Origin of the sequence: Sedimentibacter sp. LTW-03, assembly GCF_052059825.1 — a bacterium.
GTDB lineage: Bacteria > Bacillota > Clostridia > Tissierellales > Sedimentibacteraceae > Sedimentibacter.
On sequence record NZ_CP197180.1, the window covers coordinates 2,461,961 to 2,484,377 of the forward strand.

Annotated in this window: 18 protein-coding genes and 2 pseudogenes; 5 read left to right on the forward strand and 15 right to left on the reverse strand. The window is 36.3% G+C overall.

Annotated elements, in window-relative coordinates; all coding sequences use genetic code 11:
* Positions 1-30 precede the first annotated feature (30 nt).
* The 6 genes from ACS3UD_RS12205 to ACS3UD_RS12230 all read right to left on the reverse strand — a co-directional run bounded on the left by ACS3UD_RS12205 (position 31) and on the right by ACS3UD_RS12230 (position 6,185).
* On the reverse strand, positions 31-1,029 hold the full coding sequence (locus ACS3UD_RS12205) for an isocitrate/isopropylmalate dehydrogenase family protein (RefSeq protein ID WP_308139349.1): 999 nt from the start codon (positions 1,027-1,029) through the stop codon (positions 31-33).
* Positions 1,030-1,041: 12 nt separating this feature from the next.
* Positions 1,042-2,964 (reverse strand): aconitate hydratase, encoded by a 1,923-nt coding sequence (locus ACS3UD_RS12210; RefSeq protein ID WP_308139348.1) that lies wholly within the window; start codon positions 2,962-2,964, stop codon positions 1,042-1,044.
* An 8-nt stretch (positions 2,965-2,972) separates the two neighbouring features.
* Positions 2,973-4,313: a 2-isopropylmalate synthase gene (locus ACS3UD_RS12215; protein ID WP_308139347.1), complete on the reverse strand. Its 1,341-nt coding sequence runs from the start codon at positions 4,311-4,313 to the stop codon at positions 2,973-2,975.
* 289 nt (positions 4,314-4,602) lie between these two features.
* The gene (locus ACS3UD_RS12220) at positions 4,603-5,316 is read right to left on the reverse strand and encodes a uracil-DNA glycosylase (protein WP_308139346.1); all 714 of its coding nucleotides are present in this window, start codon (positions 5,314-5,316) and stop codon (positions 4,603-4,605) included.
* A 9-nt stretch (positions 5,317-5,325) separates the two neighbouring features.
* Positions 5,326-5,673 carry a GIY-YIG nuclease family protein gene (locus ACS3UD_RS12225; RefSeq protein ID WP_308139345.1) on the reverse strand — a complete coding sequence of 116 codons (348 nt, stop codon included), beginning with the start codon at positions 5,671-5,673 and terminating at the stop codon, positions 5,326-5,328.
* Positions 5,674-5,705: 32 nt separating this feature from the next.
* Complete coding sequence (locus tag ACS3UD_RS12230; protein ID WP_308139344.1) at positions 5,706-6,185, reverse strand: DUF6530 family protein; 480 nt, start codon at positions 6,183-6,185, stop codon at positions 5,706-5,708.
* A 248-nt stretch (positions 6,186-6,433) separates the two neighbouring features.
* Here ACS3UD_RS12230 and ACS3UD_RS12235 point away from each other — a divergent pair, with 248 nt between their 5' ends.
* Entirely contained in the window at positions 6,434-7,048 is a 615-nt protein-coding gene (locus ACS3UD_RS12235) for an SOS response-associated peptidase (RefSeq protein WP_308139343.1), read from the forward strand.
* On the opposite strand, the gene ACS3UD_RS12240 is transcribed toward ACS3UD_RS12235, so the two are convergent.
* The 3 genes from ACS3UD_RS12240 to ACS3UD_RS12250 all read right to left on the reverse strand — a co-directional run bounded on the left by ACS3UD_RS12240 (position 7,045) and on the right by ACS3UD_RS12250 (position 8,602).
* Positions 7,045-7,608 carry a uracil-DNA glycosylase gene (locus ACS3UD_RS12240; protein ID WP_308139342.1) on the reverse strand — a complete coding sequence of 188 codons (564 nt, stop codon included), beginning with the start codon at positions 7,606-7,608 and terminating at the stop codon, positions 7,045-7,047. The two genes, ACS3UD_RS12235 and ACS3UD_RS12240, sit on opposite strands and share 4 nt — an antisense overlap.
* Before the next feature lie 11 nt (positions 7,609-7,619).
* On the reverse strand, positions 7,620-8,096 hold the full coding sequence (gene msrA, locus ACS3UD_RS12245; protein WP_308139341.1) for a peptide-methionine (S)-S-oxide reductase MsrA: 477 nt from the start codon (positions 8,094-8,096) through the stop codon (positions 7,620-7,622).
* A gap of 179 nt (positions 8,097-8,275) precedes the next feature.
* On the reverse strand, positions 8,276-8,602 hold the full coding sequence (locus ACS3UD_RS12250; RefSeq protein WP_308139340.1) for a thioredoxin family protein: 327 nt from the start codon (positions 8,600-8,602) through the stop codon (positions 8,276-8,278).
* Between the two features lie 190 nt (positions 8,603-8,792).
* Between ACS3UD_RS12250 and ACS3UD_RS12255 the strand changes: the two genes are divergently transcribed.
* On the forward strand, positions 8,793-9,092 hold the full coding sequence (locus tag ACS3UD_RS12255) for an ArsR/SmtB family transcription factor (protein ID WP_308139339.1): 300 nt from the start codon (positions 8,793-8,795) through the stop codon (positions 9,090-9,092).
* A gap of 11 nt (positions 9,093-9,103) precedes the next feature.
* A complete protein-coding gene (locus tag ACS3UD_RS12260) occupies positions 9,104-11,611 on the forward strand; it encodes an FAD-dependent oxidoreductase (RefSeq protein ID WP_308139338.1) in 2,508 nt (835 codons plus the stop codon).
* Between the two features lie 81 nt (positions 11,612-11,692).
* Here the strand turns inward: ACS3UD_RS12260 and ACS3UD_RS12265 are convergent, their stop codons facing one another.
* The 6 genes from ACS3UD_RS12265 to ACS3UD_RS12290 all read right to left on the reverse strand — a co-directional run bounded on the left by ACS3UD_RS12265 (position 11,693) and on the right by ACS3UD_RS12290 (position 16,143).
* Positions 11,693-12,316, reverse strand: coding sequence for a hypothetical protein (locus tag ACS3UD_RS12265; protein WP_308139337.1), 624 nt, complete (start codon positions 12,314-12,316; stop codon positions 11,693-11,695).
* 130 nt (positions 12,317-12,446) lie between these two features.
* Positions 12,447-12,602 (reverse strand): FeoB-associated Cys-rich membrane protein, encoded by a 156-nt coding sequence (locus tag ACS3UD_RS12270; RefSeq protein ID WP_308139336.1) that lies wholly within the window; start codon positions 12,600-12,602, stop codon positions 12,447-12,449.
* A gap of 9 nt (positions 12,603-12,611) precedes the next feature.
* Positions 12,612-14,624: a ferrous iron transport protein B gene (gene feoB, locus ACS3UD_RS12275; RefSeq protein WP_308139335.1), complete on the reverse strand. Its 2,013-nt coding sequence runs from the start codon at positions 14,622-14,624 to the stop codon at positions 12,612-12,614.
* Positions 14,621-14,854, reverse strand: coding sequence for a FeoA family protein (locus ACS3UD_RS12280; RefSeq protein WP_308139334.1), 234 nt, complete (start codon positions 14,852-14,854; stop codon positions 14,621-14,623). Before ACS3UD_RS12280 ends, feoB begins: the two co-directional genes overlap by 4 nt.
* Positions 14,855-15,022: 168 nt before the next feature.
* On the reverse strand, positions 15,023-15,373 hold the full coding sequence (locus ACS3UD_RS12285; protein ID WP_308139333.1) for a hypothetical protein: 351 nt from the start codon (positions 15,371-15,373) through the stop codon (positions 15,023-15,025).
* A gap of 92 nt (positions 15,374-15,465) precedes the next feature.
* Positions 15,466-16,143: a metal-dependent hydrolase gene (locus tag ACS3UD_RS12290; RefSeq protein ID WP_308139332.1), complete on the reverse strand. Its 678-nt coding sequence runs from the start codon at positions 16,141-16,143 to the stop codon at positions 15,466-15,468.
* 447 nt (positions 16,144-16,590) lie between these two features.
* On the opposite strand from ACS3UD_RS12290, the pseudogene ACS3UD_RS12295 reads away from it, so the two are divergent.
* Together ACS3UD_RS12295 and ACS3UD_RS12300 are read left to right on the forward strand one after the other, a co-directional pair.
* Positions 16,591-20,915: pseudogene (locus ACS3UD_RS12295) on the forward strand (acyl-CoA dehydratase activase-related protein).
* 74 nt (positions 20,916-20,989) lie between these two features.
* Positions 20,990-22,378 (forward strand): annotated as a pseudogene (locus ACS3UD_RS12300) (IS3 family transposase).
* Positions 22,379-22,417: the final 39 nt, after the last annotated feature.

The following is a 22,417-nucleotide window of genomic DNA, read 5'->3' on the forward strand; positions in this document are numbered from 1 at the left end:
ATTAAAATTCTAATTTATATAAAATTATTATCACAGTGCTTTAATTACTTCATTCTTAAATTCCGTTGTATTTAAATTTCCTCCAATATCCTTAGTATGAAGACTCTCGTTCTTCAAAACTCTTTTAAGTGCACTTTCTATTTTTGCTGCAGATGAATCTTCGCCCATATACTTAAGCATCATAACTCCTGCAAGAATTGCCGCTGTAGGATTTGCGATGTTTTGTCCCGCTATATCAGGCGCCGACCCGTGCACCGGCTCAAATACCGCTATATCATCGCCTATATTTGCACTGGGAGTCATTCCAAGTCCACCTATTAATCCAGCAGCCAAGTCCGAAAGTATATCACCATACAAGTTCGGCGCTACAACAACCTGATAATCATAAGGCCTCATAACAAGTTTCATAGACATCGCATCAACTATTACATCTTCAAATTTTATATTCGGATATTTCTCAGCAATTTTACGGCCGGATTCCAAAAATAATCCGTCAGTAAGTTTCATTATGTTAGCCTTGTGTGTAAGCGTAACCTTTGATTTTTTCTCTTTTTGTGCAATTTTAAATGCAAAGTCAACTATTCTTTCACTTGCTCCTCTGGTTATGATTTTTATGCTTTCCGCCGCATCTTTCGTAACCATATGCTCTATTCCCGTATAAAGATCTTCGCTGTTTTCTCTTACAATAACTAGATCCAAATCATTATAAAGCGAATTAATTCCTTCATAGGACTTTACGGGACGCAGGTTTGCATACAAATTAAAATACTGCCTGAGCTGAACATTTATGCTCCTGAATCCTTTGCCAACGGGGGTTGTAATTGGACCTTTAAATGCAATTTTATTTTTTTTAATACTTGCTATTGTTTTTTCAGGAAGTAACTCACCGCAAGCCTCATACGCTCCCTGACCTGCTGCAACTTCTTCCCATTCAACATTACCTGCTGCGACATCAATTATTTCAGCAGCTGCACTCATTATTTCCAGACCAATTCCGTCACCGGAAATCAATGTTATTTTTCTTTTCATATTTTGCTCTCACTATTCTTCTCGAATTTTGTTAAGCAGCCCTCCGTATATTAACATTTCAACCTGCCTTGGCGAAATTGTCAATTCCGTTTCATAGCTGTTATTTTTTGTTTTATTAAATACCGTTACTTTTTTATTGTGAACCTGATTTAATAAGTCATTAATAACAATTTCATCCATTTCATCAATATCCTCATAATCACCTTCATTTGTAAATGTAAGAGGAATTATTCCGTTATTAATCAAATTGCTTTTGTGAATTCTCGCAAACGACTTTGCAATCACTGCCTTTACTCCAAGATACAACGGCGCCAGAGCGGCATGCTCCCTGCTGGATCCCTGACCATAGTTTTTGCCTGCGACTATTACTCCTCCGTTATTTTCTTTTGACTTCTTGTGAAAATCTTTATCAATCTGAGAAAAGCAAAACTCTGAAAGATATGGTATATTTGACCTGTAAGGAAGTAATTTTGCATTAGACGGCATTATTGCATCAGTTGTAATATCATCTGCAACCTTAATAAGGACTTTGCCTCCTGTTGTACTTCCCATCTTCTTATTTTTCGGGAAAGGCTTAATATTAGGACCTCTTACTATCTCAACATCCTTCCCATCCTCGGCAGGGCTTACTATCATATTATCTTTTACCGCAAAACTTTCCGGAATATTAATTTTCAGGTCAACATTCTCAAAATCATCAACATCCGCTATAAATCCCTTTATGGCCGAAAATGCAGCCACTTCCGGACTCACCAAATAAACATCTGCCGAATCTGTTCCGCATCTTCCTTTAAAGTTTCTATTAAATGTTCTTAGAGAAACTCCGTTTGTGCTGGGCGCCTGACCCATGCCTATACAAGGTCCGCATCCGCTTTCAAGAATTCTTGCGCCTGCTCCTATCATTTTAGCAAGTGCTCCATTTGACGCAAGCATTGTTAAAACCTGCTTTGATCCAGGAGAAATCACCAAGGACACATTCTCATGAATTGTATGTCCCTCCAATATATTTGCTACCTTCATCATATCCGCATACGAAGAATTAGTGCAGCTTCCTATTGCAACCTGCGTCACCTTTTTCCCCCTTACCTGGCTTACAGGGACTACTGCATCTGGTGAATGCGGCAATGCCACACTTGGCCTGAGCAAACTCAAATCAATAACTATCTTTTCAGAATACACTGCACCTTTATCCGGCTTCATTTCGACATAATCGTCTTCTCTTCCCTGAGCCTTTAAGAATTCCAACGTTCTTTCATCCGAAGGAAATATCGAGGTTGTAGCGCCAAGCTCCGCTCCCATATTTGTTATGGTTCCTCTTTCAGGAACAGAAAGAGATTTTACACCTTCTCCGGTATATTCAAATATCTTATTAACACCGCCCTTGACAGTAAAATGCTTAAGGACTTCAAGAATAACATCCTTTGCAGTAGAAAATTTTTTAAGTTCTCCCTTAAGTTCAACATTTACAATACTTGGCATGGTGATGTTATATGCTCCTCCAGCCATAGCAACAGCAACGTCAAGTCCTCCGGCACCTATTGCAAGCATTCCCATTCCTCCACATGTAGGAGTATGGCTGTCAGATCCCAGCAAAGTGTCTCCCGGAACCGAAAATCTTTCTAAATGAACCTGATGGCAAATTCCATTTCCCGGCTTCGAAAAATATATTCCGTGCTTTTTAGCTACCGTTTGTATATATAAATGATCATCTGCATTTTCAGGTCCCGACTGAAGCATGTTATGATCCACATATGCTACAGAACGCTTCGTTTTTACTTTATCCACACCCATGGCTTCAAACTGCAGATATGCCATGGTTCCTGTGGAATCCTGAGTAAGAGTTTGATCTATTCTTATTCCTATTTCATTTCCAGGTTTCATTTCACCATCCACAAGGTGATTCTGTATGATTTTTTCTGCTAATGTAAGTGCCATAGGACCTCCTAAATTATCTTTTCATTATATTTATTATCAAAAACATACACATTACTCATCACTATCATTTCCTTAGCCGAAATGTTAGTTGTTCTTCCTCTTTCATATTCTTCATCAATCTTGTTTTTCAAAGGAATTAATCTAGGATCATTTTTTTGCATTTTTTCGCTTCCTTCTAACCCGAAGTAGCTGTTTATCCAGTAAGCTATGCTGGAAATTCCGGAATAAGAGTTAATTGCAACTAAAGGTGGCTTGCCTAGAATTTTTCTCGTGTCAAAGCTGTTGTATATCTCTTCATCCTTTAACAACCCGTCTGCATGAATACCTGCTTTTGTTACATTGAATTCCCTGCCTACATAAGGTGTCTTTACCGGAATATTGTAATTAAGCTCTTTTTCAAAATAATCCTCAATTTCATTTATTATCTCTAAATTCATGCTCTTAGTATTCCCTTTTATTTGAGCATATTCAATTATCATAGCCTCAAGCGGTGTATTACCGACCCTTTCTCCAACTCCAAACATTGTGGAATTAACTGATGAACCCCCGTACAGCCACGAAGTCGAAGCATTAGTAACCGTTGCATAGTAATCGTTATGTCCATGCCATTCAATTGATTCCGACGGAACTCCTGCGTAGTACCTCAGTCCGTGAATTATAGCCGGAACAGACCTGGGAAGCTCTGTACCTGCATGAGAAATTCCAAGTCCCAAAGTATCGCAGGCTCTTATTTTTACATTAATCTTACTTTCCTTCATCATTTCCATGAGGTTTTTAGCCAAGGGAACAACAAAACCGTAAAAATCTGCTCTTGTTATATCCTCAAAATGGCATCTCGGGACTATTCCGTTTTCCAGTGCGGCATACGCAATATCAAGATACATCTTCATTGCTTCCTGTCTCGTTTTATTTAATTTGTTGAAAATATGATAGTCAGAACATGACATAAGAATTCCCGTCTCTTTTATGCCCATGGACTTAACAAGTTTAAAGTCCTCCTTATTTGCTCTTATCCAAGATGTTATTTCCGGAAATTTATACCCTTTTTCCATGCAGGTTTCAACTGCTTTTCTGTCTTTTTGTGTATATAAAAAGAATTCCGTCTGCTTAATTATTCCTGACTCATTATCAAGCTCATGAAGAAAATCATAAAGTCTAACCATTTGTTCAGTGTGCATATTAGTCATGGACTGCTGGCCGTCCCTAAATGTAGTGTCTGTAATCCATATATTTTCAGGAATACTAATAGGCAGCTGAATATTGTTAAATTTAATTTTGGGGATTTCATCATAAGGAAAAATATCTTTATACAATTTTGGTTTAATAACTTCTACAGGATTATACTTCACGATGCACCTCCGAGATAATTTTTATATTTGAAACTAATTTATTTTAAATTGCATTTTAATATTTAGTCACGTTTTTTTATTTATATTGTTTATTATAATGTAATGCTGTATTTGAGTCAAGTTTAAATTATATTTAATTTATTTAACAACTTCATTTTTGTTGTTTTGCAATTTATTTTGCAACTCATGCATTTACAATTGCATGTTTAGACAAAAAAAGCCTGAGCTTGTATCAGCTCAGGTTCATTGCAAAATAATCAAGATAGAAGGCCGTTAAGGCTCACTCCGTCTAGCCTAACCAGTTTATTATATTCATACTATCCTTAAAGCAATTGCTTTTTAAAAAATCATCTTTATATTTTTCGGAACACATCATGGGATGCCTGCTTATATAAAACCTACCATGTTTAATATATTTTTTCTTTTCTTCTGCAGATTTACCCCATAAAAACCAGTTGATATTTATATTTTCTTCAGAAATATACTTTAAAAGCTTAATGCTTAGCGGTTCCCAGATCGAAATATGGCTGCCTGCAACTCCGGATTCGACAGTCAAATATGTATTTAACAGCAAAACTCCCTGCCGCTCCCAAAGTTTAAAAAGTTCATACGGAGGAGCAATATTAAAACTTCCATCTAAAATTTTATTTTGTATCTGTGAGAATTTTAAAATTTCGTCATATTTATCAATACCATTGTAATTTTTATAAAGAAGTCTCACAATATTTTTTAAAGAAACCTGTCTAAACTTATCATTCCATGATTTAAGGTCTCCCACTTCAAATGCTCTTCCGGTTGCCCTTCCTTTTTCCGGATATGGATCCTGCCCCAGTATCACAACTTTTGCATTGCCTAAATCAGTTTTTAAAAACCTCATTACATTTACATAATCAGGGTTTATGTTACTTCCTATTTTTTTTTCGATTATTTCTAATTCATCACAAACATCCTTAGACAAAAATCTGTTCCATGATGAATGTACGTCTTCAGGTATTAAACTCATGTATCTCTCCTATCTGTACGGCACCATATTTTGTTCAGATAACTTCTCTTCCCATATTGTTTTCATAATTTCCAATTCTTCGCTATAATCGGTCTTAGATTCGTCCTCATCATATTTAAGCTTCTCTAATATTTTGATTTCAAAATTATCTGCGCCGCACTGTTTCCATTCTTTCTGTAGTTGCTCGTTTCTAAAGCTTCCCATTTTCAGCTGAAATTTCGAACTGTTTATCTTACCATTCAAGTTATGTGTTGTCTCTAAATAATATTTATTACCGGTTTTCAACCGGATAATAAAAGCCCCCATATCTGTCTTCATCTGTTTATACATTTCTTTTAACTCTTTTTTTCTATCCATTACTTTACCGCCCTATACTATACACAAAAAGATTAATATCCCATTTCCTTCAACAATCTCGAGAGGGTTCTAAGCCTCTCCCCTATTATTTCACCGTCATCACTCAAAGCCTGATTAAATAACTTGATATCCTCATCTATTTTTTCATTATCTGTACAAATTTCAACAGTCATCGCATCTCCCTGCAGCCCAACCCTATCGATCTGTGTATTATCCATATCGTATAGCTTATCGTAGCGATATGCCTCCCTAAAATACATCATGGTTCTGCAAATCAATATGGATAAATCCAGTACTCTATGCAACGGAAGCTCTTCAGACTGTCTCGACCATTTTTCTCCTGTATACCTCCATACTTTTGCAGATATATCCACCTTGCCCCGGTCATTCCACTGCGCAAGCCCCAACGAAAGTCCTTTAGCATCTGACTTATAAGCATTTCTCCCGTCAACATTTGCGTAATTTTCCGATACAATCACAGGTTTGTGTTTTAACATTGTAGGTATTTTCATAGCCTCTCCTTCGCTTTTACTAATTTAGTAATTTACTAATCTAATAATAGCATTTTATATTATTATTTGTCAATATAAATTAATAGTGCAAAACGTGTGAATATAAAAATAGCATATTACTGATAACTTCATAAGTAATACACTAATTTATTTGTTTCATAAAAATATGAGCTTTATATTAATTATTTGTTTCAAAAACAGCATCTTAGATCTATAATATATGTATAATATTTTTAGTAGAGGTATTTATGTGCGGAAGATACTACATTGATATAAATATAAACGAAATAAACAAAATAATGGCTGAAGCTGAAAAGAATATTTACGAAAATGCAAAAGCAGGTGAAGTGTTTCCTTCAGATATTGCTCCCATTTATATAAAGAAAGGAAAGATTATAAAATTAATTCTTGCAAAATGGGGCTTTCCAAAATGGAAAGGAAACGGATTAATCATAAATGCAAGATCTGAATCAATCGAAAAAAAGGTAATGTTTAAGAGTCTGATTCATAATAACAGATGCATAATTCCTGCTTCGGCATATTTTGAATGGAAGGAAAACAACTATAAAAAACATAAAGAAAAATATAAAATAGAAAAACCGGGCTCTATTTTATATTTCGCAGGATTGTATAATGTATTTCCGCGTTGCAAAACAAAGCAAATCAGTTTATTTGATACAAATGACTTCGATATATGCTACACAATTATAACAAGAGATGCCTGCAGTTCAATCTCTCACATTCATGACAGGATGCCACTTATAATTGATAAACATAAAACGAGTGAGTGGATGGGCGGGAAAAACATCGATGAAGTACTAGATTATAATTTAACTTTTAATTGTAAAGCTGTTAAAGTTTAAAAACTTTCCGTCAGTTCTTTCAGCTTTGCGTCAATACTTTTAAAATCCTCCCACGCATCCTTCTTTGCAGCTTCATTTCTCAACAAGTATGATGGATGATACGTGGGTATAAAATAAATTTTTCCTTTTTTTACAAATTTTCCTCTTTCCCTGCTGATTTTCAAATCAGGATTTATAAGGTTTTTAGCCGATACCGCTCCAAGACACACAATTATTTTAGGATTTACCAGTTTTACCTGCCACCTTAAAAATTCAAGACACACACTGCTTTCATCGTCAAAAGGGTTTCTGTTTTCAGGCGGTCTGCACTTAACAACATTCGCTATGTACACATCATCGCGTTTCAAATTTATTGCTTCAATCATTTTATCAAGAAGCTGTCCTGCTTTTCCAACAAAGGGCCTGCCTTGAATATCCTCGTTGTATCCTGGGCCTTCTCCCACAAACATAATATCAGCCTGTTCATTTCCCTCTCCAAACACAACATTAGTGCGCGTTTCAGATAACCTGCATTTGTGACATTTATAACAATATTTCTTTAACTCATTCATTGAATACATAGAATTACCCTCTACAAGCCTAAATCAATATGACAGTAGCCACCTGGATTTTTTTCAAGGTATTTCTGGTGATATTCTTCAGCCTCATAGAAATTTTTAAGAGGAAGGACTTCTGTTACAATTGGTTTGCTGTATTTTAACGCTTCTTTTTCTAAAGACTTATTAATAATTTTCAAATCTTCACCATCCACATAGTATATTCCTGTTCTGTACTGCGTTCCTGTATCTCCGCCCTGTCTGTTCAGTAAAGTCGGATCAATAGCTTTCCAAAACTCATCCAGCAACTTATTCAGCGGCATTTCATTTTCATCATACTTTATATATAAGGTTTCGGCAAACCCTGTTGTATTAGCGCATACCTGCTGATATGTGGGATTTTCGGTGTTTCCATTTGCATACCCAACTACAGTTTTCTCAATTCCATTTCTGAGATCAAAATACGCCTGCATTCCCCAAAAACACCCGCCTGCTAAGTATACTTCCTTCATTTCATCAGCTCCTTAGATTTTATCTTTATGTTATTTATTATACTCAAATTTTATTTTTTCTCAATGTATAACGGTTTATACCAAACTATTATTACACAATATACTACATTATCATTGGCATCTGAATCAAACCAAAACACGAAAAACAAATCAGAGGTTAACATCGTTAAAATAACAGCTTAACCATACAACATTCCATAATATCTTGAAATGCGACGTTCAAGATTTTCCAAACTGATAATTCTCGCCTCTCTCACGGTTTCTTTTCCCTGCACAAACAAAATAATCACAGGTACTGCAAATACATTGTATTTCGCTGAAAGCTCGGGTGCATCTCCTGTCTCAACTCTTACCGCCCTGACCTTGGGATATCTTCCCAAAAGGTTTTCAACCTTCGGTGCCATAGCTTCACACACTCCGCATGCATGATTTCCAAAATACGCCAACAACATTTCTTGTTTATTTATAATTAAATTCATCTCTTCAATTGTATTTATAGTATCCATATCGCCCTCTCGATAAACTTTTTTTAACAATCTTTTAACATTCGCAACCCCTTATTTAGCTCATTTTATCATATTTATTAATGTTAATAAATATCTATTTCAAAAAAATTGTTTATTTATTTTCATATTTTTCTTGACATTATATTCAAATATGCTAATATTATAATATACTAATATTAGTGAGGTGCTTATGTTAGATTTTAACAATAAGGAACAAACAAAAAAGGTTCTTGCAGAAAGAGCTGAGCTTTTTAAAACGCTGGCACACCCTGTAAGACTTTGTATTCTGGCCATGCTTATAAAGGAAGAACAGAGCAACGTAACTGATATACAGTGTTGCTTGGATGTCCCTCAACCTACGGTTTCACAACATTTAGCAAAACTGAAATCCGCAGGTATTCTTTCGGCAGAAAGAAGCGGCACAGAAATTATTTATAAAATAAAAGATGATCAAGTCAAAACTTTAATAGTACAAATTATAGAAGATTAGTGGAGGATCTTATGAGTAAGAAAATTTTAATTATAGGTGGTGTGGCAGGAGGAGCAAGTACCGCTGCAAGGCTTAGAAGACTCGATGAAACATCAGAAATTATAATGTTTGAAAGAGGTTCATATATTTCGTACGCCAACTGCGGGCTTCCATATCATATAGGCAATGTTATTAAAGAACGAGAATCGCTTCTTTTGCAAACTCCTGAAGCAATGTCAAAAAAATATAATGTCGACGTAAGAGTTGACTCTGAAGTAATCAAAATTGACCGAGAAAACAAAACAGTTGAAGTTAAAAAAACAAAAACAGGAGAAACTTATAGCGAATCCTATGATACACTTGTTATTTCTACCGGCTCGACACCATTAAAACCGCCGATAGAAGGCATTAATTCACCTGGTATATACACTCTTTGGACTGTTCCAGACACAGACAAAATCAAAAAATTTATTGGTGAAAAAAAACCTAAAAATGCTGTAGTTATAGGTGGAGGGTTCATTGGACTTGAAGTCGCTGAAAATCTCCATCACGCCGGCATTAATGTAACTGTTGCCGAAGCAATGGATCAAGTTATGGCACCAGTTGATTATGAAATGGCTCAACTTGTTCAAAACAACATGGTTTCTAACGGTATTAACCTTATTTTAGGAGACGGAGTATCAAAATTCAGCAGCGAAGACGGAACAGTAACAATTACTCTTGCCAGCGGCAGGACACTGACTGCTGACATGGTATTGCTGTCAATAGGCGTCAGACCAAACAGCAAACTTGCCAAAGATGCAGGATTGGAACTTAACCAGCGCGGAGGAATCGTTGTTGACAAATATCTAAAAACATCCGACCCTAACATATATGCTCTGGGAGATGTAATTGAAGTAGAAGAGTTCATAAATAAAGGCAGAGCTATGATTGCACTGGCAGGCCCCGCAAACAAACAGGGAAGAATCTGTGCAAATAATATATACGGAGCAGAAGAAGAATATAAAGGCACTATGGGAACTTCTGTCGCAAAGGTTTTTGATTTAACTGTTGCATCAACCGGTGCAAATGAAAAAACACTGAAAAGAATGGGAATGGAGGAAGGCAGGGATTACTACACTGCAACAATTTCTCAAAAGTCCCATGCTGGATACTATCCTGAATCATCCGAACTGATATTAAAACTCATATTTTCAACCGACGGCAAAAAAATATTCGGAGGACAGATTGTGGGTGAAGACGGAGCAGATAAACGAATCGATACTTTGGCAACTGCAATACGTATGGGCGGAAGCATCTACGATTTGAAAGAGTTGGAACTAGCATATGCGCCTCCATATTCATCAGCAAAGGATCCTGTAAACATGCTGGGCTTTGTTGCGGAAAATATAATTCAAGGCAAGATTAAGCTCTCAAAATGGAGCGAACTAGATCCTTCAAAACCAAGCAAATTTACCATTCTTGATATACGTGAAGATATGGAGCTCATGGTATTTGAGATACCCGGAGCGGTGCATATACCGCTTGGACAGCTGAGAAGCAGGCTTTCAGAGGTAAATAAAGATGATAACATACTAATATTCTGCGCCGTGGGAGTTCGCTCTTACAATGCCGCAAGAGTTTTAATGGAAAACGGATATAAAAATGTGCTTGTTTATCCTGCAGGAACAAACTTCTACAAGGCTGTTTATTATGATTATTTTAACAAGCTGAACGGCGGCAATTCAATTTCTCCAGAAAAAAATATTGAAAATAGTTCGTACACAAAAAAAGAGGCTGATGCAGAAATAAAAGCATCCATACAAGTTGACTGCAGCGGACTCCAATGCCCCGGACCAATTATGAAGGTATATGAAACCATCAATAAGATAAACGACGGAGAAATAATTCAGGTTTCCGCTACCGATTCAGGCTTTGCCAAAGATGTAGAAGCTTGGTGCAGAAGAACCGGAAATACTTTGTTAAAGGTTAAAAAAGAAGGCAAGAACAACATAGTATTTCTTCAAAAGGGACTTTCAGAAAAAAAAAATGATATTTCAATAGCAAAAACTTCTGTCCAGGTTCCTTCAAATGACGGGAAAACAATAATTGTATTCAGCGGTGACATGGATAAAGTTTTAGCATCCTTTGTAATAGCCAATGGTGCAGCAGCAATGGGAAGACCTGTGACGATGTTTTTCACATTCTGGGGATTAAATGTTTTAAGAAAAACAGAAAAGCAAGGCGTCAAAAAGCCGTTTATTGATGCAATGTTCGGAAAAATGATGCCCCAAGGAACTACTAAACTGAAACTCTCCAAGATGAACATGGGCGGAATGGGAACCGCCATGATGAGAAAGGTAATGAAGGATAAAAACATTGATTCTCTTGAGGATTTAATAAAGAAAGCTATGAATAACGGGGTAAAAATGATAGCATGCACAATGTCAATGGATGTGATGGGCATTACTAAGGAAGAGCTGATCGACGGTATTGAATACGCAGGTGTTGGAACTTACCTGGGCGATGCGGAAGAGTCAAACGTAAATCTGTTTATTTAACTAATAATTAATATAAAAGCGGGAACAACCATATGGCTGTTCCCGCTTTTATTGTCGCTTTTTTACTTTATATTTACTTTTTTACAATACCTGTATTTCAAACGCCGTAGTCTGAGGCGGTATGCTGGCAGTCTGGAAATTCGCATGCTCCACCCTTACAAAATCTCCCGGCCTTACGTCTCTTAACCGTATTCTCCTCCCTCTCCTGTCTCGAATTATAGTTGAATCTGTAACAACAAACCTCATTTGTGTATTTATGTCGTTAGGATTTCCGGTATATAAAAAATTGTTTGCCATGTCAACAAAAGCGACATTCCCCTCTGTTGTATTGCTGTCAATGTTTTCAATAACTGTTATGCTGTACGCTCTTGACTGCGGAGGAATACTTCTTGTCATTGCGGAAGAGAATACAGCATCAACAGTCATACCTTCTTTTACATCTCTAAATGATAAATGTTGACCGAACTGATCTCTTATAACTGTATCGCTTCCCACCACTAATGTTACAACCTGCATATGAACCATACAAAAATCGCCCATAACTCCATAGGAAATTGTTACAAAGCCTGTTCTATTATCCCAGTTTATACTTTCAATTAGAGCATTTTCAGCAGTCATGACATTTCTCCTCATATTCCTGCTCCTGTCAGTTACCGTATCCATGCCCCAATTCATGAACCTTTGGCTATTTAAGTTATTATCCATGTCTTCACCTCGCAAATAATATATATTTATATTATTCAATAGATTTGCATGTGTTATCGTAACTTATCCAACAATATTCGTAATATTTCACGCCTATAAAAAAACTGCCTCATACGAGACAGTTACACAATTATTTTTTAAATGAAGAACAGCTGCCAGACTTGCTGCATCCCGAACATCCTGAACAGCATCCGGAACCATTCTTTTTTTGTTTCCTCATAAACAATACCACTACTGCAACTATTGTCACAATTATAGATATTATTATAATATCAGCCCAATTCATAGAAACCTCCTATATAAACAGACTACCAACTTGATAAACAATCATTCCTGCAATAAATGCAGTAAGTGTTTGATATACAGCTGTAAGCAATGCATACCTGATTGAGCCCAATTCTTTTTTTGTAGCAGCAAAAGCCGCCACGCATGGCATGTAAAGCAACGTAAATGTCAAGAATGCAAAAGAACTCAACGGCGTAAATATTGTGCTTAATGCTGCAGAAAGATCAACATCCGTAACTGCCCCCGTTAAAACGGTAAGAGTACTAACCACCGCTTCCTTAGCCGTCAGTCCTGTAATAAGCGCCGTAGATGCTCTCCAATCATTAAATCCAAGCGGTATAAATATCGGAGCTACAACAGACCCAATTGTTGCAAGCATGCTGTAGGAACTGTCTTCAACCATATTGAATGCCCAATCAAAGCTCTGCAAAAACCATATAATCATTGTTCCCAAAAAAATCACAGTAAATGCCCTTTGAACAAAATCTTTTCCCTTTTCCCACATATGCAGCAACACGCTTTTCCTTGAAGGAATTCTATATGCAGGCAGTTCCATAACAAAAGGCACAGGTTCACCCTTAAATATCGTACTCTTTAGCAATAACCCTGATACTACCGCCACAGCGATACCCATAATATAAAGAGCAATCATTACAAGAGCAGCATTTTCCGGAAAAAACGCCACAGTTATCATTCCGTAAATCGGAAGTTTAGCACTACACGACATGAAAGGGGTTAACACAATAGTCATCTTTCTATCTCTTTCGCTGGATAAAGTCCTTGTAGCCATTATAGCCGGAACGCTGCACCCGAAGCCAATCAGCATAGGTACAAAAGAACGCCCTGACAAGCCTATTTTTCTTAACAGCTTATCCATTAAAAAAGCGACTCTTGCCATGTATCCACTGTCCTCCAGAAGCGAGAGAAATAAAAACAAAATTACAATTAACGGCAAGAATGACAACACACTTCCAACGCCTGCAAATATCCCGTCTATAACTAACGAGTACAGCCAGTCGCTCACTCCGTATGCACTCATTGCATTAGAAGTCAGCTCAGTAAACAGTCCTATAATTTCCTCTAAATATCCCTGAAGCGGAGCTCCAATAGCCCCGAAAGTAATCCAAAATATAAAAAACATAATACCGAAAAATATAGGGATACCAAAATACTTATGAGTTAAAACTCTATCGATTTTTTCTGATCTTATTTGTTCCTTGGTTTCCTGTTTTTTTATTACTGTTTCACTGCATACCTGCTCTATATACCCATATCTCATATCTGCCAGCGCAGCTTCTCTGTCAGTCCCCAGAGCCTTCTGCATATCATCAATCAAATGGTCTATTATATGTTTTTGGTTTTCTGTAATATTAAGTGCTTTATATGTCGGTTCATCTCCCTCGACAAGTTTTGTTGCAGCAAAGCGTACCGGATATCCGGAATTTTTTGCTTTATCCTCAATTAAATGCGATACTGCATGAATTGCCTTATGAACTTCTCCTGTGCAGAAATCAAGCTTTTTCGGCGTTCTTTTTTCTTGAGCCGTCTTCATTGCAACATCAAGGAGCTCTGAAATTCCTTCATTCTTACTTGCAGAAATAGGTACAATCGGAATTCCCAAATGCTCTGACAACAAATTTACATCAATTGAATTTCCGCTTGCCCTCACTTCGTCCATCATATTCAAGGCAATTACCATTGGAATCGAAAGTTCCATCAGCTGAAGTGTTAAATATAAATTTCTTTCTATATTTGTCGCATCAACTATGTTTAATATTAAATCGGGATGTTCATTTAAAATGAAATCCCTGGTAACAACTTCTTCCATTGTATATGGAGATAACGAATATATTCCAGGTAAATCAATGAGTGAAGCTTCCTTGTGCTTTCTAATTTGCCCTTCTTTTTTTTCGATAGTTACCCCGGGAAAATTACCCACATGCTGATTGCTTCCTGTTAAAGCGTTATAAAGAGTTGTTTTTCCGGAATTCTGATTTCCCGCCAAGGCAAATACATATCTCATATGTCAAATACCTCTTTTAGTTCAATCTTTGAAGCCTCTTCTTTTCTTATTGTAAGCACATAGCTTCTCAACGAAAGTTCAATAGGATCTCCCATAGGAGCTACTTTTCTTACCATAACTTTTGTGTTAGGAGTCAGCCCCATGTCCAAAAGCCTTCTTCTGAGCATTCCTTGCCCGCCAATTGTTGAAATAATACCACCTTGACCAGGTTTTATGCTATCTAATGTCACAGCCTTATTTCCTCCTACTTTACGATATTGATAATCATTATCATTGCATCTATAATTATTATAATATTTACAATAATTATTGTCAATATTAAAATGACATATTTCGTCAAATGTAAATCTTAATTTATGCATAAAAAAGTATGATTGTCAATCAATCATACTTCGCACTTACTTTATATCATCAGATTTTGAACCATAAACTTCGATTACAGGCATTACAAACATAAATCCTATGCCTGGTTCTTCGAAGCGTTCCATTTCTTCATTAATTTTGGCAGCTACTCTGTCAAGCTTTTCCTTATCTCTAATGATACTAAAAACTATTTTACTATATGGCTTTCTTCCATCTATCTGCTTTTTTACACTGTCAAGCATAGGTATGTTGATATTGTGGTCTAACAGCACTTTTCCCATTCCTTGACTGTCTATTGTAGTAGCACCTATTTCTTCTCTGTAAAACGCTTCATGTATATCATCAAGCTTTGATATGTCATTTAGTATTAACACTAAAGCAAACATTTTATAGTAAGACCTCCCCTTGCATTTCACATTGCTCATCGATTATATCATATGCATTTTTACTATTCAATTATTTATATAAAATAATTTCTTTATATATCCACGCTTTCATTAATATCCAATATAACAACCTCTGAAGATTTCACTATATTTTTATATTTCTTCGGATCTGCATTAATTACATCAAATGTATTGTAATGAATAGGAACAACTTTTTTAGCCTTGATAAAATCTGATGCTTTTACAGCGTCATCAATATCCATTGTATAATTTCCTCCTATGGGAATAAATGCGACATCTATGTGTTCATCTTCCAAAAGTTTCATATCAAGAGTAAGTCCGGTATCTCCAGCGTGATAAACCTTATTTCCGTTAACTTCTATTATAAATCCGCATGGATTCCCTCCACAAACCATATTTCCATTTTCTAAAATACCCGAACCATGAAGAGCATTTATCATTTTTACCGTTCCAAAATCAAACTTTTTTCTGCCTCCTATATGCATTGAATGGGTTCGCAAATTAAATTTATTGAAATATGTTGATATTTCATGGTTTGCTATAATCAATGCATCGGTACGTTCTGCAATCTCTACCGTATCCCCTATATGATCCGAATGTCCGTGTGTTACAAAAATATGTGTTATATCTGGCAACTCGCTTATTTTTGTTTTAACCAGCCCATTTCCTGTTATAAAAGGATCAATAATGCCCTTAAATGCACCTTCTTCCAAAATAACCGCTGAATGCCCCAGATAAGTTAATTTCACAAAACCACCATCCTTCTTAATATTATCTATATAATAACTTTATATAATAATAAAATCAACGCCTTTTCCAAATTTTTGATTAAATTCATAATCTATGGAATAAACATTTGACAAATAACTACTTTTTGCAAATGTAGGCATAATTTTTGCAACGAAAATATTTCTCAACTAATTTATTTAAGTTGATTTTAAGATTTAAAATGATATAATATATTTAACAAGAATTTAGTTTAATTTATATATGTATGAGGGACATAAGACAGATTACACGCACTAAAAGCGATAAAATTAAATATAGCTGCCTGGATGTGCCAACATATGCTACATCTCAAGGCATATTGCACTGTTATTCGGCTTTTCCCTCGGACAAGTCGATAATCTTATTTTTGTAATAGTTTATTCTATACAGTAATAGAATATTAAAGCCAAATGGCTTTGGAGGACACGATGAAAAATTACTTTGTAGGGCTTGATATAGGGTCTACGACAGTAAAAATAGCTGTAATAGACAATGAAGGTAATCTAATACACAAACAATATAAAAGACATCATTCCGATATTAGAAACACTGTCACCGAGATTATTAAAAATGCATCAGAACAACTGAAGGACAGCTTAATTAAAATAAGTACCACAGGCTCCGGTGCTATTGATGTGTCTAAATCTCTAGGTATTACTTTTGTTCAAGAAGTTGCGGCATCCACACGTGCCATAGAAGAATATATCCCACAAACTGACGTGGTTATAGAACTGGGCGGAGAGGACGCTAAAATAACATATCTGTCGGGAAATCTTGAACAGCGCATGAACGGTTCATGTGCAGGGGGCACAGGTGCATTCATCGACCAAATGGCCGTCTTAATGAAGACTGATGCATCTGGCTTAAATGAATTGTCCAAAAAACACAGCACTATCTATCCGATTGCCTCCAGATGCGGAGTATTCGCAAAATCTGACATTCAACCCCTTTTAAATGAAGGTGCAAGACAAGAAGACATTGCAGCTTCAATTTTCCAGGCGGTGGTTAATCAAACGATCAGCGGCCTTGCTCAGGGAAGACCAATAAAAGGAAATGTAGCATTTTTAGGAGGCCCATTATACTTCCTTTCTGAACTTAGAGAAAGATTTAAGCAGACACTAAACTTAAGCAGTGAAAATTCCACATGCCCAAAAGACGCAAACTATTACGTTGCTATGGGTGCAGCCTTAATGTCAGAAGATAACACTGAAATAAACTTTAATGATTTTTATAAAAAGATTGAGAAAACAATGGAAAAAACTAATATTGAGTACCGCAAGAAAGATTTGAATCCATTGTTTGAAACAAAAGATCAATATAATGAATTTTTAATTAGACACAATCACCATAAGGCAAAACAAAAAAATATAGACGAGTACAACGGTCCGGCTTTCTTGGGAATAGATGCAGGATCTACAACAACAAAGCTAGTGCTTATAACAGAGGACGGCGAAATTCTATATTCATATTATACCAGCAACGAAGGAAATCCATTGAACACAGCTGTAAAAGCTGTAAAAGAGCTTTACAGCAAAATGCATAAGGACATAAAAATTGCATTCACAGCCGTAACAGGCTATGGTGAGCATTTAATAAAAGCCGCCTTAAGCGTTGATACTGGAGAAATTGAAACTGTTGCTCACTATAAAGCAGCCGATTTCTTTTTAAACGGAGTCGACTTCATAATTGACATCGGCGGACAGGACATGAAGAGCATGATTATAAAAAATGGAGTTATTGATTCTATAATGCTAAATGAAGCATGCTCCTCAGGCTGTGGCTCATTTATTGAAACTTTTGCAAATTCACTTGATATGAGCGTACAAGACTTCGCAGAAGCAGCAATTATGTCCGAGCACCCGGTTGATTTAGGAACCAGATGTACTGTTTTTATGAACTCCAAAGTTAAGCAAGCTCAAAGAGAAGGTGCAACTTTAAGCGATATTTCAGCAGGCATATCATATTCAGTTATAAAAAATGCACTATTCAAGGTTATAAGGCTAAAATCCCTAGATTCAATAGGCGAAAAAGTAGTTGTACAGGGAGGTACTTTCTACAACAATGCTGTTTTGAGGGCATTTGAACTAATAACTGGAAGAAACGTCGTAAGACCTGACATTGCAGGAGTTATGGGAGCTTTCGGTGCAGCTCTTATAGCAAGAAGTAACTACGACAGTTCCAAAATCAGCACATTTGTAAAAGAAGAAAATTTAGAAAAATTCTCATTCAACACTACTATGAACCGTTGTGGGCAATGCACAAACAACTGCCTACTGACAATTAATAAATTTTCCGACGGAAGATATTTTGTATCGGGTAACCGCTGCGAAAGAGGAGCTGAAAAATACACTCATACTGAAAAAAAGAACCTCTCCCCAATTTATACAAATATAAGTACAAAAGAGTGTTCAATTATAAACCACTTTCAATTGAAGAGGCCAAAAGAGGATTAATAGGCATACCACGAGTACTAAATATGTACGAAGATTATCCTTTCTGGTTTACATTTTTCACAGAACTTGGATACAGAGTTGTTCTGTCAGGAGTATCCAGCAAGAGGATATATGAACTTGGTATGGGAACAATTCCATCAGAGTCTGTTTGCTATCCGGGTAAAATCACCCACGGACACATTGTTGATTTAATAAACAAGAAAATTCCAAAAATTTTCTATCCTTGTATTTCTTATAATATAAAGGAAGATGCAAATGCGGGAAATCACTATAACTGTCCGGTTGTAGTCTCCTATCCCGAATCTATAGAGGCAAACATTGATCTGAATAATATTAAATTTTACAAGCCTTTCCTGAACTTAAACGAAAAGGAACTCCTTATTAATAAACTTTACAAAGAACTGGGAATATCAGAAAACATATCATTTGATGAAATTAAAAATGCAGTTCATAAAGCTTATTTAGAACTTTTCGCTTATAAACAAGATGTTAGAAATGAAGGAGCAAAGGCTGTTAAATACATCAAGGAAAATAATAAGAAGGGTATAGTCCTTGCCGGCAGGCCATACCATGTTGATCCCGAAATTAATCACGGCATTCCTGAAATGATAGAAGGATACGGTCTTGTTGTTCTTTCAGAAGACTCTCTCAACAACAAATACCCAATCGAAAGGCCGTTGAGAGTCATTGACCAGTGGGCATACCACACTAGACTATACGCTGCAGCAACCTGCGTTGCCAACACCGATAATTTGGAGCTTATACAGCTCAATTCTTTCGGCTGCGGTCTGGATGCTGTAACAACCGATCAGGTAAGCGAAATATTGCAGAGAAACAATAAAATTTATACCGTAATAAAAATAGATGAAATAACAAATTTGGGAGCTGTAAGAATCCGTATCCGTTCGCTTATCGCCTCAATGGAAGAAAGAGATAAAAACGGTGTTACGCATATAAGAACAGAAGAAGGTGATCAAAATCCTCTGTTCACTAAGGAAATGAAAAAAACGCACACACTGCTGATTCCGCAAATGTCACCCATACATTTTCAGTTTATAGAAACTGCTGCAAAAGTGTCAGGCTACAATGCAGTTGTTCTGCCCGCAGTAGATAAGCATGCTGTGGATGTTGGGCTCAAAGTAGTTAACAATGATGCATGCTATCCGTCAATAATTGTAATCGGCCAGCTTATCAATGCACTAGAATCTGGAAAATATGACCTTAGTAGTGTAGCACTTATGATTTCTCAGACAGGTGGAGGCTGCCGTGCAACCAATTATATCGGATTTATCAGAAAAGCATTGAAAGACTTAGGCTATAGTAATATACCCGTCATATCGTTCAATATGATTGGTTTGGAAAAACAACCCGGATTTAAAATAACAGTACCGTTTATTAACAGGCTGATAATGGGTTTGGTAATAGGCGATACGTTGATGCGGGCAACTTACAGAACAAGGCCCTATGAAAAGATAAAGGGCTCTGTTAATAAACTATACAGCACATGGGTTGCAAAATGTCACAAGGTTATTGAATCAGGAAGCTATCTCCAATTCAATCGCCTGATAAAAGACATCGTTCATGACTTTGACACCATTGCACTTGATGAAAGCATAAGAAAACCTAAAGTCGGAATAGTAGGAGAAATACTTGTTAAGTTCCATCCAAACGCAAATAACGACGTATTTTCTCTTCTTGAGGAAGAAGGAGCGGAAGTTGTTGTTCCAGATTTGCTGGACTTTTTCTCATACAGTTCACTTAATGGAGTTATAAAGTATGACGAACTGCTTTTAGGCACTAAAAAAACAAGATTTTTTAGTAGCGCAGCAGTTAAGGCAATTGATCTGTACAAGACTGCAAGCGTTAGTGCATTCAAGAAATCAAAAAGATTTACTCCTCCTTCAAACATCGCAGAACTTGCTCAAAAAGCAAGAAATTTTCTTTCGTTAGCAAATCAGTCCGGGGAAGGATGGTTTCTAACAGGAGAAATGATTGAGCTTTTAGACTCGGGTGTGAATAATATATTATGTTTACAGCCGTTTGCCTGCCTTCCGAATCACATAACGGGCAAAGGCATGATTAAGAAACTAAAAGGTGCATATCCTATGTCCAACATTGTTCCAATTGACTATGATGCCGGAATAAGTGAAGTTAACCAAATAAACAGAATTAAACTTATGCTTACAAACGCCTTCAGAAATATGAAAGAAAAAGAACATATGAGTTCTACCATCATGCTGAGTGATAAGGAGGAAGCTTCGGATTTCAGCTTGAGAGATGTTCAGGAACAGGAGATATAAAAAAGCATTCGAACTATGAACCGACCCCCAAAAGTTAGACCTAAAAATCTAACTGATGGGAGGTCGGTTTTTGAATGGCAAAATATAGTTATGAATTTAAGATGAAAGTTGTGCAAGAATATTTAGCTGGAAAGGGCGGATTCGCTTTTCTATCTAAAGAATATAATATCTCTTCTACGAGGGACTTACAAAAATGGGTTTCTGCATACAATGAATTTGGCTCTGATGGCTTAATGAGAAAACGAAAAAATCAAACTTACTCTTTCGAATTTAAGCTTCATGTGGTAGAGTTGTATCTAACTACAGAGGTTTCTTATCAGGATTTAGCGCTTTCGGTTGGAATTAATAATCCACCATTAATAAGCAAATGGGTTAATGATTATCGTATTGCTGGACCTGATGCCTTGAAACCTAAACAGAAGGGGCGGCGACCAAAAGTGGATAAACCAAAAGATATTAATCTTGATAAGAGTAAAAAAATAAATGTAGAAACGGAGTATCTTAAACAACTTGAAGATGAAAATCTTAAACTACGAATTGAGAATGCATATTTAAAAGAATTGAGGAGGCTGCGTTTAGAGGGAACACCTCAGAACAAAAAGCGAGAATCATCCACAGCCTCCGAGGATCCTTCAAATTAAAAGATGTTCTCGCAGTTACAGGTTTCCCAAAATCAACATATATGTATTGGCAAAAGCGCTTTGAAATGGAGAATCCAGATCAGGAGATAGAACAGAAAATTTTAGATATACGTAAGGAACATAAGGATTTTGGCTATCGCCGGATTCATGGCGATTTAAGAAAGTAAGGACTGCTCATCAACAAGAAGAAGGTTCAGCGTATTGTGCAAAAGCTAAATATTCAGGTGACTGCTTTCACTCGCAAAAGTCGTAAGTACAGCTCATACAAAGGGAATGTTGGTAAGATTTCACCTAACAGAATTAATAGACGTTTTGATACAAATATTCCTCACCAGAAGATTACAACTGATACGTCGGAATTCAAATATTATGAGGTGGATCAAAAAGCTCTACCTGGATCCATTTATGGATTTATGCAATAGAGAAATCCTAAGTCATAGCATTTCTCTAAGACCATCAGGCCAAAATGTAATGCAAGCCTTAAATGAGGCAATAGAGATTACCTCAGATTGTAAATACAGGAGAACATTCCATTCTGATAGAGGTTGGGCATATCAGATGAAAGCATATAGTCGTGTACTTGAATCAAACAGAATATTTCAGAGTATGTCGCGTAAAGGAAACTGCATTGATAATTCTCCTATGGAAAACTTCTTTGGAATTATGAAACAGGAAATGTATTATGGTATGGTTTACTACAGTTATGAAGAACTTAAAAATTCGATAGAAAAATATATTAAGTATTACAACGAAAAAAGGATTAAAGAGAAGCTTGGATGGATGAGTCCTGTAGAATACAGACTTAGCCTTTCGGCTGCATAAAAAATAGCGTAGCAGTTCACAAAACTACTACGCTACAAA

Excerpts from the sequence above, each read along its gene's own strand:
- ACS3UD_RS12255 (WP_308139339.1), top strand. The coding sequence starts at position 8,793 with ATGTTAGATTTTAACAATAAGGAACAAACAAAAAAGGTTCTTGCAGAA.
- ACS3UD_RS12235 (WP_308139343.1), top strand. The coding sequence starts at position 6,434 with ATGTGCGGAAGATACTACATTGATATAAATATAAACGAAATAAACAAA.
- ACS3UD_RS12220 (WP_308139346.1), bottom strand. The coding sequence starts at position 5,316 with ATGAGTTTAATACCTGAAGACGTACATTCATCATGGAACAGATTTTTG.
- feoB (WP_308139335.1), bottom strand. The coding sequence starts at position 14,624 with ATGAGATATGTATTTGCCTTGGCGGGAAATCAGAATTCCGGAAAAACA.
- ACS3UD_RS12210 (WP_308139348.1), bottom strand. The coding sequence starts at position 2,964 with ATGGCACTTACATTAGCAGAAAAAATCATACAGAATCACCTTGTGGAT.
- ACS3UD_RS12240 (WP_308139342.1), bottom strand. The coding sequence starts at position 7,608 with ATGTATTCAATGAATGAGTTAAAGAAATATTGTTATAAATGTCACAAA.
- ACS3UD_RS12270 (WP_308139336.1), bottom strand. The coding sequence starts at position 12,602 with ATGAATTGGGCTGATATTATAATAATATCTATAATTGTGACAATAGTT.
- ACS3UD_RS12205 (WP_308139349.1), bottom strand. The coding sequence starts at position 1,029 with ATGAAAAGAAAAATAACATTGATTTCCGGTGACGGAATTGGTCTGGAA.
- ACS3UD_RS12285 (WP_308139333.1), bottom strand. The coding sequence starts at position 15,373 with ATGTTTGCTTTAGTGTTAATACTAAATGACATATCAAAGCTTGATGAT.
- ACS3UD_RS12260 (WP_308139338.1), top strand. The coding sequence starts at position 9,104 with ATGAGTAAGAAAATTTTAATTATAGGTGGTGTGGCAGGAGGAGCAAGT.
- msrA (WP_308139341.1), bottom strand. The coding sequence starts at position 8,096 with ATGAAGGAAGTATACTTAGCAGGCGGGTGTTTTTGGGGAATGCAGGCG.
- ACS3UD_RS12225 (WP_308139345.1), bottom strand. The coding sequence starts at position 5,673 with ATGGATAGAAAAAAAGAGTTAAAAGAAATGTATAAACAGATGAAGACA.
- ACS3UD_RS12230 (WP_308139344.1), bottom strand. The coding sequence starts at position 6,185 with ATGAAAATACCTACAATGTTAAAACACAAACCTGTGATTGTATCGGAA.
- ACS3UD_RS12250 (WP_308139340.1), bottom strand. The coding sequence starts at position 8,602 with ATGGATACTATAAATACAATTGAAGAGATGAATTTAATTATAAATAAA.
- ACS3UD_RS12265 (WP_308139337.1), bottom strand. The coding sequence starts at position 12,316 with ATGGATAATAACTTAAATAGCCAAAGGTTCATGAATTGGGGCATGGAT.